At 38.0% G+C, this 14,268-nt stretch carries 18 protein-coding genes; 7 read left to right on the top strand and 11 right to left on the bottom strand.

The features are described from left to right. Positions 1 to 200 precede the first annotated feature (200 nt). Complete coding sequence (kapD, locus tag CEQ83_RS24085) at positions 201 to 815, top strand: 3'-5' exonuclease KapD (protein WP_013085312.1); 615 nt, start codon at positions 201 to 203, stop codon at positions 813 to 815. Between the two features lie 36 nt (positions 816 to 851). On the opposite strand, the gene CEQ83_RS24080 is transcribed toward kapD, so the two are convergent. Beyond that, entirely contained in the window at positions 852 to 1,232 is a 381-nt protein-coding gene (locus CEQ83_RS24080; RefSeq protein WP_034264171.1) for a kinase-associated lipoprotein KapB, read from the bottom strand. A gap of 85 nt (positions 1,233 to 1,317) precedes the next feature. Here CEQ83_RS24080 and CEQ83_RS24075 point away from each other — a divergent pair, with 85 nt between their 5' ends. Beyond that, positions 1,318 to 1,515, top strand: a complete 198-nt coding sequence (locus tag CEQ83_RS24075; RefSeq protein ID WP_033580465.1) for a hypothetical protein — start codon at positions 1,318 to 1,320, stop codon at positions 1,513 to 1,515. A gap of 103 nt (positions 1,516 to 1,618) precedes the next feature. Continuing rightward, the gene (locus CEQ83_RS24070; protein ID WP_033580466.1) at positions 1,619 to 2,143 is read left to right on the top strand and encodes a superoxide dismutase family protein; all 525 of its coding nucleotides are present in this window, start codon (positions 1,619 to 1,621) and stop codon (positions 2,141 to 2,143) included. 35 nt (positions 2,144 to 2,178) lie between these two features. Here CEQ83_RS24070 and CEQ83_RS24065 read toward each other — a convergent pair whose 3' ends face one another. Continuing rightward, positions 2,179 to 3,351 carry a MalY/PatB family protein gene (locus tag CEQ83_RS24065; protein WP_099000355.1) on the bottom strand — a complete coding sequence of 391 codons (1,173 nt, stop codon included), beginning with the start codon at positions 3,349 to 3,351 and terminating at the stop codon, positions 2,179 to 2,181. Between the two features lie 169 nt (positions 3,352 to 3,520). Further along, entirely contained in the window at positions 3,521 to 4,369 is an 849-nt protein-coding gene (locus CEQ83_RS24060) for an alpha/beta fold hydrolase (protein ID WP_155017523.1), read from the bottom strand. Between the two features lie 158 nt (positions 4,370 to 4,527). On the opposite strand from CEQ83_RS24060, the gene CEQ83_RS24055 reads away from it, so the two are divergent. From CEQ83_RS24055 to yugI, 3 genes are all read left to right on the top strand, one after another. Continuing rightward, positions 4,528 to 5,028 carry an Lrp/AsnC family transcriptional regulator gene (locus CEQ83_RS24055; RefSeq protein ID WP_013059601.1) on the top strand — a complete coding sequence of 167 codons (501 nt, stop codon included), beginning with the start codon at positions 4,528 to 4,530 and terminating at the stop codon, positions 5,026 to 5,028. Continuing rightward, the gene (locus tag CEQ83_RS24050; protein WP_013059600.1) at positions 5,028 to 6,188 is read left to right on the top strand and encodes an aminotransferase; all 1,161 of its coding nucleotides are present in this window, start codon (positions 5,028 to 5,030) and stop codon (positions 6,186 to 6,188) included. The genes CEQ83_RS24055 and CEQ83_RS24050 overlap by 1 nt, the downstream gene beginning before the upstream one ends. Before the next feature lie 207 nt (positions 6,189 to 6,395). Beyond that, positions 6,396 to 6,797, top strand: a complete 402-nt coding sequence (gene yugI, locus CEQ83_RS24045) for a S1 domain-containing post-transcriptional regulator GSP13 (RefSeq protein ID WP_013059599.1) — start codon at positions 6,396 to 6,398, stop codon at positions 6,795 to 6,797. A gap of 35 nt (positions 6,798 to 6,832) precedes the next feature. Here yugI and CEQ83_RS24040 read toward each other — a convergent pair whose 3' ends face one another. Next, complete coding sequence (locus CEQ83_RS24040) at positions 6,833 to 7,063, bottom strand: DUF378 domain-containing protein (RefSeq protein ID WP_013059598.1); 231 nt, start codon at positions 7,061 to 7,063, stop codon at positions 6,833 to 6,835. 220 nt (positions 7,064 to 7,283) lie between these two features. Here CEQ83_RS24040 and CEQ83_RS24035 point away from each other — a divergent pair, with 220 nt between their 5' ends. Then, a complete protein-coding gene (locus tag CEQ83_RS24035; RefSeq protein ID WP_013085305.1) occupies positions 7,284 to 8,447 on the top strand; it encodes an iron-containing alcohol dehydrogenase in 1,164 nt (387 codons plus the stop codon). Positions 8,448 to 8,491: 44 nt separating this feature from the next. On the opposite strand, the gene mnhG is transcribed toward CEQ83_RS24035, so the two are convergent. Genes mnhG through CEQ83_RS24000 form a run of 7 tightly spaced genes read right to left on the bottom strand, consistent with a single transcriptional unit; the run spans position 8,492 to position 14,245 of the window. Continuing rightward, the gene (mnhG, locus tag CEQ83_RS24030; protein WP_013085304.1) at positions 8,492 to 8,854 is read right to left on the bottom strand and encodes a monovalent cation/H(+) antiporter subunit G; all 363 of its coding nucleotides are present in this window, start codon (positions 8,852 to 8,854) and stop codon (positions 8,492 to 8,494) included. Continuing rightward, a complete protein-coding gene (locus CEQ83_RS24025) occupies positions 8,838 to 9,122 on the bottom strand; it encodes a Na(+)/H(+) antiporter subunit F1 (RefSeq protein ID WP_013059595.1) in 285 nt (94 codons plus the stop codon). Before CEQ83_RS24025 ends, mnhG begins: the two co-directional genes overlap by 17 nt. Beyond that, complete coding sequence (locus tag CEQ83_RS24020) at positions 9,123 to 9,599, bottom strand: Na+/H+ antiporter subunit E (RefSeq protein ID WP_013059594.1); 477 nt, start codon at positions 9,597 to 9,599, stop codon at positions 9,123 to 9,125. A gap of 6 nt (positions 9,600 to 9,605) precedes the next feature. Further along, entirely contained in the window at positions 9,606 to 11,090 is a 1,485-nt protein-coding gene (locus CEQ83_RS24015) for a Na+/H+ antiporter subunit D (protein ID WP_098112216.1), read from the bottom strand. Further along, entirely contained in the window at positions 11,080 to 11,421 is a 342-nt protein-coding gene (locus tag CEQ83_RS24010; protein WP_013059592.1) for a Na(+)/H(+) antiporter subunit C, read from the bottom strand. Before CEQ83_RS24010 ends, CEQ83_RS24015 begins: the two co-directional genes overlap by 11 nt. Next, complete coding sequence (locus CEQ83_RS24005; protein WP_013085301.1) at positions 11,421 to 11,843, bottom strand: Na(+)/H(+) antiporter subunit B; 423 nt, start codon at positions 11,841 to 11,843, stop codon at positions 11,421 to 11,423. The genes CEQ83_RS24010 and CEQ83_RS24005 overlap by 1 nt, the downstream gene beginning before the upstream one ends. After that, entirely contained in the window at positions 11,840 to 14,245 is a 2,406-nt protein-coding gene (locus CEQ83_RS24000; protein WP_098112215.1) for a Na+/H+ antiporter subunit A, read from the bottom strand. Before CEQ83_RS24000 ends, CEQ83_RS24005 begins: the two co-directional genes overlap by 4 nt. Positions 14,246 to 14,268: the final 23 nt, after the last annotated feature.

Below are 14,268 nucleotides of genomic sequence, written 5' to 3'. Positions count from 1 at the left end.
ATTATGTCTATTCGTGACAGTTACCCTGCGCATAGAGACATGCTCTAGAATATAGTAGTAGTAAAGTATTCTTTTTATTCAGCAACTAGAATATTCATAATATTAAAAATAAGAACAGAAAATAGACCTTCCGATTGTTCAATCGTGCTATAATAGCATTAATATAGTAGGGCGGTTTATTTTACAAAGGGGTGATAATATTGGATAAGAACTCTCAGTATTTATTCATTGATTTTGAATTTACAATGCCAGAGTATAAAGGTTTTCCAAAAGGCTTTTTTCCGGAAATCATTGAAGTTGGTTTGGTGTTTGTTAAAAATCAAGAAATCATTGATCGTTTCTCCTCTTACGTACAGCCTACACACTTCACAAAATTAACTGAGCGCTGTAAATCATTTCTCCATATCGAACAAAATCAAGTAAATGAAGGAATTACGCTAGAGCAGCTTGTACAGCGACTGGGCATGTATAAAAACAGCACGATTATTACATGGGGAAACATGGATATGAAAGTATTAAGGCAGTGCTGTCAAAAAAATAAGGTGCCGTTTCCTTTTACAGGTAAAGAAATTGATCTTTCGATGGAGTATAAGCGCTTTTTTGGAGATCAAAATCAAACCGGCCTTTGGAAAGCTGTGCAAGAGTATGGTAAAGAAGGAACTGGAAAGCACCACTGCGCGCTTGATGATGCGATGACGACACTCAACATCTTTAAGCTTGTAGAAAAAGATAAGCGGTACCTTCAAAAACCGGAGCCGACGACCATAGGAGATCGAATCGATTTTTCAAAAGTATTAAATAAATTTGCATTATAAAAGCCAAATCACTTCTATGTGAATTTGGCTTTTTGTTTAATGAATACCGTACTCTTTTTTTAACTCTTCTAAACAGGCAATACTTGCTTGAGCAAAAGCGCTATCTTTGGCTTGTTGTTCAGCTATCTTTAATTCAAGGGCTTTTTTTAGTGAATGCTTATAATCAGGAACGCTGTCTTCATAGAGATGAACCATTTTTTGAGGAATGTTGGCCTGCTCTCGAAACGCAAGTGCTTTTCGCTCGTGAAAAAAAGGTACGTCCACTTGTCCAGGATTATGTAAGTCACCTTGTTCTGGATGCTTCAACACAGCTTGAATTCGTACAACATAATGCAGATCTCGAACTTGTGTAATTTCACCGATGTATTTCCCGGTTTTATAAAGTGCTGTAACGGTTTGACCAATTGTAAATGTCATATTGCCAGATCTCCTTTAAGTAAAGTGTTTGTTATAAACAGTATAAATCAAAACCTACTACCGTTTCTATGAAAGGATGTTGTACATGATGTATTTAATGTTTTTGCTTTATTTTCCGGAAGATAAAACAGAATATATTCCTGCTTTTGCTACAATGGCGATTTTTGTACTAGCAGCAGTTGCAGTCTGGCGGTTCATCATCAAGGTGTCTAAAAAAGAAGAAGAAAAAACGAAGGAATTAGAAGCAAAGCTGAAAGAACAAGAAAATAAGAAGTCACTCTAATGAAATGCAAATAAAATGTAAGCGTTTAAAATGATATGTTGCTGGACAATCTATGGAAAGACATCTAAAACTTTCGCTAGTGCGTATGCGATTGGAGGGCAACATGAAAAAACTACTACTCATTGGAACCGTGCCTTTTTTCTTGTTAACGGGGTGTATGGAAAAAGAAATATCCAATAAAGAAGTCAAAGTCTATAACGCAGATGGAGATAGCATCGGTACAGTCAAATTGAAAGAGCAGGCTGATGGAATTGAGTTTACGTACGATTTAAGCGGACTTCCACCTGGCGAACACGGCGTACATATTCATGAAATGGGGATTTGCAAAGCTCCTAACTTTAAAAGTGCAGGAAATCACCTTGATCCTGATAAAAAGAAACACGGACTGTTAAATCCAAAAGGACCACATTTAGGCGATATGAAAAATATTGTGGTAGAAGACGATCAGACGTATAAAGGAACGGATATGGTTCCTCAAGTCACGTTAAAAGAAGGAAAGACGTCTCTCGTTAAGCGTATGGATGGTTCCTCTCTTGTAATTACTGAACAAGGTGATGATGGAATGACAGAGCCATCAGGTAATTCTGGCAAGCGAATCGCGTGCGGAGTTATTTCAAAAAAACATTAAAAACAGCGTTCTTTCGTGAGAAAGAACGCTGTTTTTTACGTTAAAGCTATTTTTAAGCGATTTAATCCTTCTTGAAGTTGTTCATGTGAACAGCCAATGTTCAAGCGAATAAAACCTTTTCCATATGTGGAACTGTATTTTTCGCCTTTTTCTACGGCGATTTTGCCTTTTTCTAATAAACGTTCATGTAATTCTTCTTCTGATAAGTGCAGCTTGTTGCAGTCAATCCATAGTAGATAAGTTCCTTCCGGCTGAATGACTCGCAGTTCAGGTAAGTGTTCACTTATAAACCCTGTCACGAGATCTACATTTTTCTTCAGATACACAAGCAGTGCTTCTAGCCATTCGCCACCTTCGCTGTAAGCTGCTTCTAAACCAATGATTCCAAATGTATTTAAATTAGAGAAACCTTGTTTTTGCTGCTGCTGAACATACTGTGTGCGCAGCTTCTCATTTGGAATAATAATAGCTGAAGCTTGAAGTCCTGGTATATTGAATGTTTTGCTAGGGGCCATACACGTAATGGTTCGATTGGCTGCATCTTCACTCACCATGCTGATGGGAATGTGTTTATAAGAATGGTAAATTAGATCAGAATGAATTTCATCTGAAACAATTAATACATTGTATTTTTGACAAAGATCGGCAAGTTTTTTCAGTTCTTCTTTTGTCCACACGCGTCCTACTGGATTATGAGGACTGCAAAGAATCATTAATTTTACGCCTTCTGCAAATTTTTTCTCTAAATCTGCAAAATCAATTTCGTATTTATCGCCCGCAAGTTTTAACGGATTTTCAACAACTTCTCGATCATTTACCTCTATCATGTTGAAAAACGGAGTATAAACTGGAGGTTGAATTAAAATTGAATCTCCAGGTTCCGTAAATGCTTGAATAGCCATACTCAGGGCAAATACAACTCCTGGACTGTATGTAATCCATTCATGATCAATGGTCCACTGATGCTTGTTTTTTACCCAAGATGATAAAGCATTTGCCGTAGATTCAGTAGGGGAAGTGTAGCCGAAAATACCGTGTTTGACACGCTCATTAATGGTTTGAAGAACATTAGGCGGCGCTTGGAAATCCATATCAGCTACCCAAAAAGGCAGAACATCTTTTGCTCCAAAAACGAGATCCGTTTTGTCCCACTTTACGGACTGCGTACCTGTACGATTAATTAATTGATCAAAAGAAAAAGTAGACAATAAAAGTACCCCCTTTTTTAATATAATAGTTTGCTTATTTTTAATACGTTTGTCAACGAAGTTAACTTGTGAAGTCAATAAAGAAAGTGGGAAAATTGGCTGAAGCACCACTAATAAATTTTTTATTAAAGTTAGCGCCTCGTGTGAAATATATGAACTCGCTCCGTCATTATTGAGACAGGGCTTTTTCACCGTACAAGAAATCGACCATATGAGACTGCACAATGTCGGGACACTCTTCTGGTAAAAGATGTCCAATTTCCTTTAACGAGATAAAGGTAGAGTCTGTCAAATCATCTTTTAATTTACGTCCGAGATGTAAAGGGACAACTCGGTCTTCTTCTCCCCAAATGAGTAAACTTGGTTTTTTTATGTGCTGCAAATCCTTTGAGGAGAGGTCTCCTTCTCGATCACGAATCATTCTTGTCAAAGCCATAAACGTACGGTCATCCAAAAAGGGTTCAGTATAGCCATCAATCATTTCTTCGTCGATTAACTGATGATCAAATACGACATTTTGCAAGTTACCTAATACACCTTTGCGAGACAGCCACGTTTTTACCCACAGATAAAAGAAGGGAACATAAGAAGACATGACCAACCCATAATGTGAAGGGCCTAAATAAGCTGAGCTGCACAGAAGAACGAGTTTTGATACACAAGAAGGCTTTAATTTTGCTACGTTTAAACAAACCTGTCCTCCCATTGAGTGTCCCGATAGTACAACATCTTTCAATTTTAAGTATTCAATCAACTCGATGACAATTTTGGCTAAGTTTTTATACGAGTATTGAAAGGTTAACGATTTTTCACTTCGCCCAAATGGCGGAAGGTCCAGCGTAATGATAGAAAACGTATCTTCAAATAAAGGAATTAAACGCCGAAAGCTAAAACTGGATGATAAAAAGCCGTGAATAAATACAATAGATGGTTTATCAGGGTGATAGTTATGGCATTCGTAGTAAACATTGACGCCATTAAAAGTACGCTGGTGGCAAGTAATTTTAGAGTCAGTCAATTTGTTTCACTCCATCTTTTTCTTTCTAGTCTGTCCTAATTTCCAGCAATCTATAAAATGAAACTCAATTACCGGTATAGATTTCACATTAAAGATGTGTTTAAATTTGATATAATGGAAAAAGTGAAAAAATTTAATCGGTGTAGGAGGGGAACGCGGTGTTCTTAGAAGAAAAAGAGTTAGAAATTTTAGAAATTCTAGAAAAAAATAGCCGTATTTCAATAGATAGTATTTCAAAAATGGTGGATTTAACGTTTGAAGAAACCTCTAATATTGTTAAAAAGTTAGAGAGAGAAAAAGTAATTGTGCAATATTCAGCTGATATTAACTGGAGACGAGTAGATGGACATGAGGGCGTCACAGCTATGATAGATGTAAAAGTTGCACCAAAGCGAGGAGTAGGCTTTGACGAGATTGCGGAGCGCATCTATCGTTTTCAAGAAGTAAAATCCGTGTACCTAATGTCAGGAGCATATGATTTGTCTGTTATTATTGAAGAAAAATCAATGTCTGAAGTAGCATTTTTCGTTTCTGAAAAGCTTTCTACGCTAGACTCTGTTTTATCTACAACGACTCACTTTATTATGAAAAAATACAAGCACGATGGTACCATCTACGATCAAGGCGATGAAGATCGCAGAATCGTGGTGTCTCCGTAATGAAAGAGCGCTTGTCAACAACTGTACAACAGCTGAAACCTTCAGGTATTCGCCGCTTTTTTGATTTAGCAGCAAGTATGGATAACGTCATCTCTCTTGGAGTAGGTGAACCTGATTTTGTCACATCTTGGGCTGTTCGAGAAGCGAGTATTTTATCGTTGGAAAGAGGATATACCTCTTATACAGCAAATGCGGGGCTTTTAGAGCTCCGCTTTGAAATTATGAAGTATATGAAAAGAAATTTTAACGTCTCGTATGATTATAAAGATGATATTATTGTGACCGTTGGAGGAAGTCAGGCTTTAGACATTACAATGCGAGCTTTGATTAATCCTGAAGATGAGATTATTGTCGTGGAGCCAAACTTTGTGTCTTACAGTCCGTTAATTTCTCTAGCAGGAGGAGTTCCTGTGGCAATTGAAACAACGGCGGAAACAGAGTTTAAACTACAGCCTAGACAGATTGAAGAAGTCATTACAAGCAACACGAAAGCCCTTCTTTTATGTTCTCCTAATAATCCAACAGGAAGTTCGCTATCTAAAGAAGAGTTGCAGGCTATTGCAGATATTGTAATCAAGCATGACTTGCTTGTTATCACGGATGAAATATATGCAGAATTAACATATGATGAAGAATTTACATCTATTGCTTCTTTAGAAGGAATGAAAGAACGAACTATTATTATTTCAGGCTTTTCTAAAGGGTTTGCTATGACTGGATGGCGTCTTGGGTACATATGTGCACCAACTGAGATTGCTAAAGCAATGCTGAAAATTCATCAGTATACAATGATGTGCGCGCCTACCATGGCCCAGTATGGAGCAATTGAAGCACTACAAAACGGGCAGCATGACGTAGAAGAGATGAGAAAAAGCTATCGCAGAAGACGGAACTATATGGTGAAGTCATTAAATCAAATTGGTCTGGAATGCCATTCTCCCGGAGGAGCGTTTTATGTGTTCCCGTCTATCAAGAAAACGGGATTGTCATCGGAAGAATTCGCTGAGCAGCTTTTGCTTGAAGAACGAGTAGCCGTCGTGCCAGGCAATGTATTTGGAAAAGGTGGAGAGGGACATATTCGCTGTTCATACGCCTCTTCAATGGAATCATTAGAAGAATCCATAAAACGGATTAGCCGTTTTGTTGAAAATAAGTTATAATAAAAATAAGATATTATGTCATATCGTATAGACGGTTTGATATAATATCTTTTTTGCTATGATGAAATGTAGTGTTAGTTTATATTTGTGACGAAATTGGTAAATAATAAATATAGTATAACTACTTTTTGATTCAATCTATGAACTGTGCTATAATTTTAAATTGGCTATAATGGTGAAAATAATAAGGTATCTAGGAGTGTTTATATGTCAAAATTTGAAATCGGTACTGTTACAAAAGGTAAAGTAACAGGAATTCAACCATACGGTGCATTCGTTGCATTAAATGAAGAAACTCAAGGATTAGTTCATATCTCAGAAGTAAAACATGGCTTCGTTAAAGATATTAACGAACATTTATCAGTAGGAGACGAAGTAAACGTTAAAGTTTTATCTGTTGATGAGTCAACTGGTAAAATTGGTTTATCTATTCGTGCAACTGAGCCAGCTCCAGAAAAAACTGAAGCTTCTGCACCTAAAAAACCTGCTAAAAAGCGTCAAGGTCAAGCAACAGTTCATACTGAATCTACTCAAGGATTCAACACATTAAAAGAAAAATTAGAAGAGTGGATTGAGCAATCAAACCGCGAAGATCTAATTAAGAAATAAGAAAAAAAGAAGGATAGCTTAGCTATCCTTCTTTTTTAATGTTCCGTTCTAGGTTCTGTACGCTCTACTTCAGCAGAAGGTTTAAATAATAGACCTAGGTTAATCAGTCCTGCGATTCCAACCAATCCATAAATAATGCGGGAGAAAGCAGATGTTTGACCGCCGAAGATTGCTGCTACTAAATCAAATTGAAAAAAGCCAATAAGTCCCCAGTTAATTGCTCCAATAATCGTTAATACGAGCGCAATACGTTGAATACCACTCATGATGAACCCTCCTTGTTTTGTAGTTCACTTATTAGCCTGCTTTTTTTAGAGGGAAATATGCATATTTGCTTTTGGAAGATACAGACAAATAAACGTTCATTTGGATGGGGTGAGCATCTAGCCAACAGGGAATAATCTTTAGGAAGTCAATTTTCTTTACAATCAAAAAGTTGTTCTTCATAATGATGCATGTAATCAAGCTCGTAAGGAGGAGTTTATAGTGAACAATTTTACATTTTATAATCCTACAAAATTAATTTTTGGTAAAGGTCAATTAGAGCAATTAAAAACAGAAGCAAGTCGCTTTGGTAAAAAGATATTATTAGTATACGGTGGAGGAAGTGTAAAACGCAGCGGTTTATACGATCAAGTAATGGATGTACTGAATGACATGAATGCAGAAGTACATGAGTTAGCGGGAGTAGAACCGAATCCTCGTCTGACAACTGTTCGCAAAGGAATCGATATTTGTAAAGAAAACGGTATTGAATTTTTACTTGCAGTAGGTGGAGGAAGCGTAATCGATTGTACAAAAGCAATCGCAGCTGGCGCAAAATATGATGGCGACGTATGGGACATCATTAACCGCGACGTATTCGCAGCTGAAGCTCTTCCATTTGGAACAGTGCTAACATTAGCAGCAACAGGTTCAGAAATGAATGCTGGTTCTGTTATTACAAATTGGGAAACACAAGAAAAATACGGCTGGGGCAGTCCGGCAACATTCCCTCAATTCTCTATTTTAGATCCGGTTAATACATTTACTGTACCAAAAAATCAAACAGTTTATGGCATGGTTGACATGATGAGCCACGTATTTGAACAATATTTCCATGCTGCAACAAATACGCCGCTTCAAGATCGCATGTGTGAAGGTGTGCTACAAACGGTTATTGAAACGGGACCAAAATTATTAAACGACTTAGAAAACTACGAGTTACGTGAAACGATTTTATATAATGGTACCATCGCATTAAACGGTATGTTACAAATGGGACACCAAGGCGATTGGGCTACTCATAATATTGAGCATGCGGTATCAGCTGTATATGATATTCCACATGCGGGTGGACTCGCAATTTTATTCCCGAACTGGATGAAACACGTAATGGATGAGAACGTAGATCGCTTCAAGCAAGTAGCTGTACGCGTATTTAACGTAGATACGGAAGGTAAGACAGATAAAGAAGTAGCACTTGAAGGTGTGGATAAGCTTCGTGAATTCTGGTCAAGCCTAGGTGCACCAACTCGCTTAGCTGATTATGATATTGGCGAAGACAAATTAGATCTTATGGCTGATCGTGCGATGGCCAAAGGTGAATTTGGTAAATTTAAAAAATTAAACAAAGAAGATGTACTAGCAATCCTACGCGCTTCTTTATAAGATTCTCGATAAAAAACGCCGTGCAAACCGCACGGCGTTTTTTTTTATTCATGATGGGTAAGCTTTTTCTGCTGTTTGGTTTTCAAATCATCCCGAACGGTTTTATCAGAAAGAGGAACTCCGCTGTAATAAGCTGCTCTTCCTAGTAAATGCCCAGCAATAGGAGAGGTGATAAACACAAAGACAATCGCTAAAATTAACCGTGCACTAATATGGCCAGTGTCAATCCAAAAGTAGAGTAAGCAGCCCACTAATATAAACAGGACGCCTAAGGTAGCACTTTTGGAGGCAGCATGACTTCTTGTGTACGTATCAGGCAAACGAATAAGCCCAATCATGGTTACAACTGTCAGAAGAGACCCTATGAGTACCAAAGCTCCTACAATGATTTCACTGATCACGTTCATATTCAATCACTTCTCCTTTCTCTAAAAACTTAGAAAAAGCAACGGTACCTACAAAGGCTATGATGCCTAGCAGTAAAATGACTTCGAAAAAAGCCTGAGTTCGAAAAATAATCGAGATGATGGCCGTGATAGCAATGATGTTAATTCCAATAGCATCAAGGGCCATTGCTCGGTCAGCAGTTGACGGACCTTTTACCACTCGGTAAACAAACCCAATAGTTGAAGCAGAAATGAGAATGAGCGAAACGTTTAGAAAAATATCGAGCATTTAACGACTCACCTCCATAATAGCTTTTTCGAATGTTTGCTGAATATCTGTAATAATGTCATCAATATCGTCGGTATTGATTGCATGAATATAGATAGTAGAATTGTCATCTGACACATCCATTACCAGTGTGCCTGGCGTTAGCGTAATTAAAAGAGAAAGAATGGTAATTTCCCATTCACTCTCCAGACGGGTTGGCATTGCAAAGATGGCTGGCTGAATATTTAATTTAGGGCGCAATACGTCTTTCGTCACTGCAATATTGGCTTTGAATAATTCTCGTATGAAAATAAACAGCAGCTTAATGATCGCATACACTTTATGCAGGTAAAAACGTCTGTGAAAAAAACGGCGGAAAACAAACAGCAGTACCGCTCCCCAGAAAAATCCTATAATAAAAGAAGGTAGTGTCCAAATCCCTCTCAAAAACATCCATGTGAATGCAATGATTACGTTTAATAATAGTTGAAATGACATGCAGATCTACTCCTTTAACACCGATTGGATATAAATTGAAGGATCCATAAGCGTTTGAGCGGCTGTCGACACATAAGGAATAACAGCTTCTGCACCTAGTCCTAAAAAGACAGAAACAGCAAGTAAGATAGCGGATGGGTATAGAATACCTTTAAGGGATACTTTTTCATGCTCAGAAGAAAGCGTAGGTTCACCCCAGAAGCAGCTCATGAAAATCTTAATGGCAGAATATAAAACGAGCAGGCTTGAAACGAGTAAAACTCCTACAAACGTGTAGCTCTCTGATTCTAAACCGCCTTGAACTAAAAGGAATTTTCCAATAAAGCCGCTTAGGGGAGGAATTCCTGCCAACGAAATAGTAGCGATAAAAAACATCCAGCCAAGCAGCGGATAGTCTTTAATTAACCCACCCATTTTCTTTAATTTTGTTGTTCCAGTTATTCGAATGATGCTTCCAGCAAGAAGGAAGAGAGCTGCTTTAATAATCATGTCGTGAATTAAATAATAAATGGCTCCTTCAAAACCTGCTTTTGTTGTTAAAGTTACACCGTAGACAATGACTCCCACAGCAATAATAATATTATAAATTAAAATTTTATTCACATCCGAATAAGCAATGGCGCCTACTGCACCAACAACGATAGTCAAAAGCGCAACGTAGCCGATAATTTGATGAGTGAATTCAGGATGATGGTAAAACAGTAAAGTGAAAGTCCTGAAAATCGAATAAACGCCTACTTTTGTGAGCAACGCACCAAACAATCCGATAATAACGGGTGGAGGCGCACTGTACGAACCTGGAAGCCAAAAATACATTGGGAATAAAGCTGCTTTTAATGCAAATACAATAAATAAAAGCATGCCAATGGTTGTTAAAATTCCCGGCTGATTAGCCTCTGCAATTCGCTGCGAAAGGTCTGCCATGTTGAGAGTTCCTGTTACGGCGTACAAATAAGCAACAGCAATTACAAACAAAGCAGATGAAATGACATTGACTAAAATATACTTAAGAGACTCTCGAAGCTGTTCTTTTGTACCGCCAATTACAATAAGAGCGTACGAAGACATAAGCATGACTTCAAAAAAGACAAATAAGTTAAAGATATCACCTGTCAAGAAAGCGCCAAATACGCCTACTAATAAAAACTGTACAAACGAATAAAAGTAAAAGCGTTCACGTCTTTCGCCAATTGTATGAAAAGCAAAAAGAACGCAGCATAGTGTTACGATACTAGCAGTAAGTACGAGAAGGGAAGCGAACATGTCCGCTACTAGAATAATTCCAAAAGGAGGTTTCCAGTTCCCAAGCTCATGAGTTAAAACACCTTTTGATTGAACCAACTGTACCAAATATGCAGCAAAAGCAGTGGTGGTGATTAATGATAAAACACTGATTATCCTTTGAAGTTTAATATTGTCTTTGAAAAAAATGAGCACAACACCTACAACAAACGGGATAAGCAGTGGGATGATTACAAAATTACTCGTCATGTTCATTTCCCCTTAACTTGTCCATATCGTCTGTTCCGAGTTCTTGATAAGCCCTGTAAGCTAGTACAAGGAAAAAAGAAGTGACACCAAAGCTTATGACAATGGCAGTTAAAATAAGGGCTTGAGGTAAAGGATCTGTATAAGAAGAAGCCTTTTCTCCCAAAAGGGGAACACTCCCCCCTTTTAATCCGCCCATCGTTAAAATCAACAGGTGAACACCGTGGCTTAATAAGCCTGTTCCAATAATAATTCGCAGTAAACTGCGGGATAACATGAGATATACAGCGGCAGTGAATAGAATCCCTGCCACTATGGACATTAATATTTCCACTATTCACTCTCTCCAATCGTTTGAATAATGGTCATCGTAACACCAACAACTACTAGATATACGCCTAAATCAAACAGTACAACGGTAGCTAAAGATGTTTTCCCGAGAAGGGGAAGGTTAAAGTAGCTATATGTGTGAGTCAGAAATGGGACTTTGAAAATAAATGACCCAAGCCCCGTTAAAATAGCTAGCAGCAGTCCAGAGGCCGCCACCTTCTTATAGTCAAATGGGATGACTTTCGATACCGTTTTTATATCGAAAGCCAGCAGTAGTAATACAAGGGCTGCTGAGGTAGTAAGTCCCCCAACAAACCCTCCCCCGGGTGTATAATGACCTGCAAAGAAAAGATGAATGGCAAAAATGATAATAATGAACGTGACTACTTTCGTTGTGGTTTGTAGTATCAAATCATTTTTTTTCATTCTTCTTCCTCCTTTGTTAACCGAAGACGAATCATGCCATAGATAGCAAGAGCTGCTATACAAAGTACGGTAATTTCAAATAATGTATCAAATCCGCGGAAGTCCACAAGGATTACGTTCACCATGTTTTCGCCGCCTGCTTTTTCATAGCTGTTTTCAATAAAGTAATGTGAAATCGATTCAAATAGTTTTGTACTGTTTGCTGATATGCCAAGCAATGTAACGGTCGTTCCTACAAGAAGGGCAACCAGTAAATTTGGCAGTTGAAACTTCACCCTTACTTTTCGCTTCCGAAACTCCGGCAAGTAGTAGAAACATAGTAAAAACAGTGATACGGATACAGTCTCAATAACTAATTGAGTCAAAGCTAAGTCAGGAGCGCGGAATAATACGAAAAATAAAGAAAGCGTATACCCGACAACTCCCAGCGAAATAATGGCTGTGAGGCGTGATTTTGCCAATAAAGTTGTAATAGTAGCCGCAACCATTACAACTGCTAGTATGGCTTCATAAACGCCGATAGAAGCAGTATCTTTTAGATCAATCGCAAAGGCATTCTGAGAAAAGAGCGTTACGAGAAGTAAAATGCCTATGAAAGTAAAAATGATTAAAAGATAGTCTCTAATAAATCCTGTCATTAATGTTTTCATGATGCGCGTTGAGCCTTTTTCCATCCCTTTAATGCCATAATTATATCCGTTATTAAGCGTTAAAGAAGAAGGGAATCGTGTATAAATTTTTGACCACTTTTGAAGCGTCATAAACAACAAAATACCAAATGTGATGACCCCTAGCGTCATAAATAATTCTGGCGTAAAGCCGTGCCAAAATTTAATATGCACTTGATATTCTTTACCTTCAGCTAGCAGGCTAGGTGCGATAGAGGCCATTGTTGGCTCAATAAGGGTTGATTCTAATAAATTAGGAGCAAAGCCAAAAATAACAACCAATGATGCTAAAATAACCGGTGAAATCAGCATGCCTACTGGTGCTTCATGCGGCTTCTTCTCCAACTTTTCGGGCTGGTATTTGCCTGTAAAGGTTTTAAAGACAAGAATCATACTATAGACGAACGTAAAAATACTTCCCACCCAAGCGATGATAGGCAGCAAAATTCCCCACGTCTGCATGCTATACATATCCATTTTTGTCACGTTTACCATGCCTGTAAAAAACATCTCTTTACTTAAAAATCCGTTAAAGGGAGGGAGACCTGCCATTGAAAATCCCCCAATGATAGCAATGGTAAATGTGACAGGCATGAAGCTCATTAACCCGCCTAACTTTCTAATGTCACGCGTGCCTGTTTCATGATCGACAATGCCTACTACCATAAATAAGCTGCCTTTGAAGGTAGCGTGGTTAATCAAATGGAAAACTGCTGCAGTAAGAGCCACTAAGTAGATATTATCGTCTAAAAAATCATAGTGAATAGCTGCGCTACCTACTCCTATAAGTGACATAATCATCCCAAGCTGACTAATTGTTGAAAAAGCTAAAATCCCTTTCAAGTCTTGTTGCTTTACTGCTGAAAACGAGCCCCAAAACAGTGTAATTAGTCCTATGATTGAAATAACAAAAAACCAAGTGGCGCTTATAGCAAAAACAGGGCTGAGTCTTGCTAAAAGATAAATTCCCGCTTTTACCATTGTAGCTGAATGAAGGTATGCACTCACTGGGGTTGGAGCTTCCATTGCATCTGGCAGCCAAATATGAAAAGGAAACTGAGCAGATTTTGTAAAGGCCCCTAATAAAATGAGGACTAGAGCTGGAATAAATAGATGACTTGATGTAACCACATCTACGTTTGAGATAATTTCGCGTATGCTGAAAGTACCTGTCATGACGTATAAAAGTACAATTCCTGCTAATAGGGAAAGTCCTCCGAATACGGTAATGAGCATAGATTTTAAGGCTCCGTATTGAGATTTCTCTCGTTTGTACCAATAACCAATCAATAAAAAAGATGAAAGGCTTGTTAATTCCCAAAAGCTGTAAAGACTCATTAAATTGTCTGATAATACAACTCCTAGCATAGATCCCATAAAAAGAAGCAAATAGACATAAAACGAATGCAGCGCTTCTTTTGTCTTAGAAAGATAATAAATGGAGTAAAGAATAACAAGTGTCCCAATTCCGGTGATTAACAGAGAAAATAGAAGACCGAGTCCATCCACATAAGCATCAAAGTTAATGCCCAGACTAGGTATCCATTTCATTGAATGTAGATATGTTTCCCCCTTAGAAACACCACTGATATATTGTGTGAAATAAATGAACAACACAAGTGGAAGAGGTAAAACGAACCACCCTGTATGAATACGCTGGAATTTCCTATACAGAAGCGGGACAAAAAAGGCTAATAAAAAAGGCGATAAAATCACCAAGTGCAACCACGACAAAAGACAAACCTCCTTGTGATATT

The organism is Priestia megaterium (assembly GCF_009497655.1).
Classification (GTDB): Bacteria; Bacillota; Bacilli; order Bacillales; family Bacillaceae_H; genus Priestia; species Priestia zanthoxyli.
The sequence above is the reverse complement of the archived record's forward strand: the minus strand, read 5'-3'. Positions and strand labels throughout refer to the sequence as shown.

Coding starts and splice junctions, on each gene's coding strand:
- CEQ83_RS24020 (WP_013059594.1), bottom strand. CDS start 9,599: ATGTCATTTCAACTATTATTAAACGTAATCATTGCATTCACATGGATG.
- CEQ83_RS24070 (WP_033580466.1), top strand. CDS start 1,619: ATGAAAAAACTACTACTCATTGGAACCGTGCCTTTTTTCTTGTTAACG.
- CEQ83_RS24075 (WP_033580465.1), top strand. CDS start 1,318: ATGATGTATTTAATGTTTTTGCTTTATTTTCCGGAAGATAAAACAGAA.
- yugI (WP_013059599.1), top strand. CDS start 6,396: ATGTCAAAATTTGAAATCGGTACTGTTACAAAAGGTAAAGTAACAGGA.
- CEQ83_RS24050 (WP_013059600.1), top strand. CDS start 5,028: ATGAAAGAGCGCTTGTCAACAACTGTACAACAGCTGAAACCTTCAGGT.
- CEQ83_RS24080 (WP_034264171.1), bottom strand. CDS start 1,232: ATGACATTTACAATTGGTCAAACCGTTACAGCACTTTATAAAACCGGG.
- CEQ83_RS24005 (WP_013085301.1), bottom strand. CDS start 11,843: ATGAAAAAAAATGATTTGATACTACAAACCACAACGAAAGTAGTCACG.
- mnhG (WP_013085304.1), bottom strand. CDS start 8,854: ATGAACGTGATCAGTGAAATCATTGTAGGAGCTTTGGTACTCATAGGG.
- CEQ83_RS24015 (WP_098112216.1), bottom strand. CDS start 11,090: ATGACGAGTAATTTTGTAATCATCCCACTGCTTATCCCGTTTGTTGTA.
- CEQ83_RS24025 (WP_013059595.1), bottom strand. CDS start 9,122: ATGCTCGATATTTTTCTAAACGTTTCGCTCATTCTCATTTCTGCTTCA.
- CEQ83_RS24040 (WP_013059598.1), bottom strand. CDS start 7,063: ATGAGTGGTATTCAACGTATTGCGCTCGTATTAACGATTATTGGAGCA.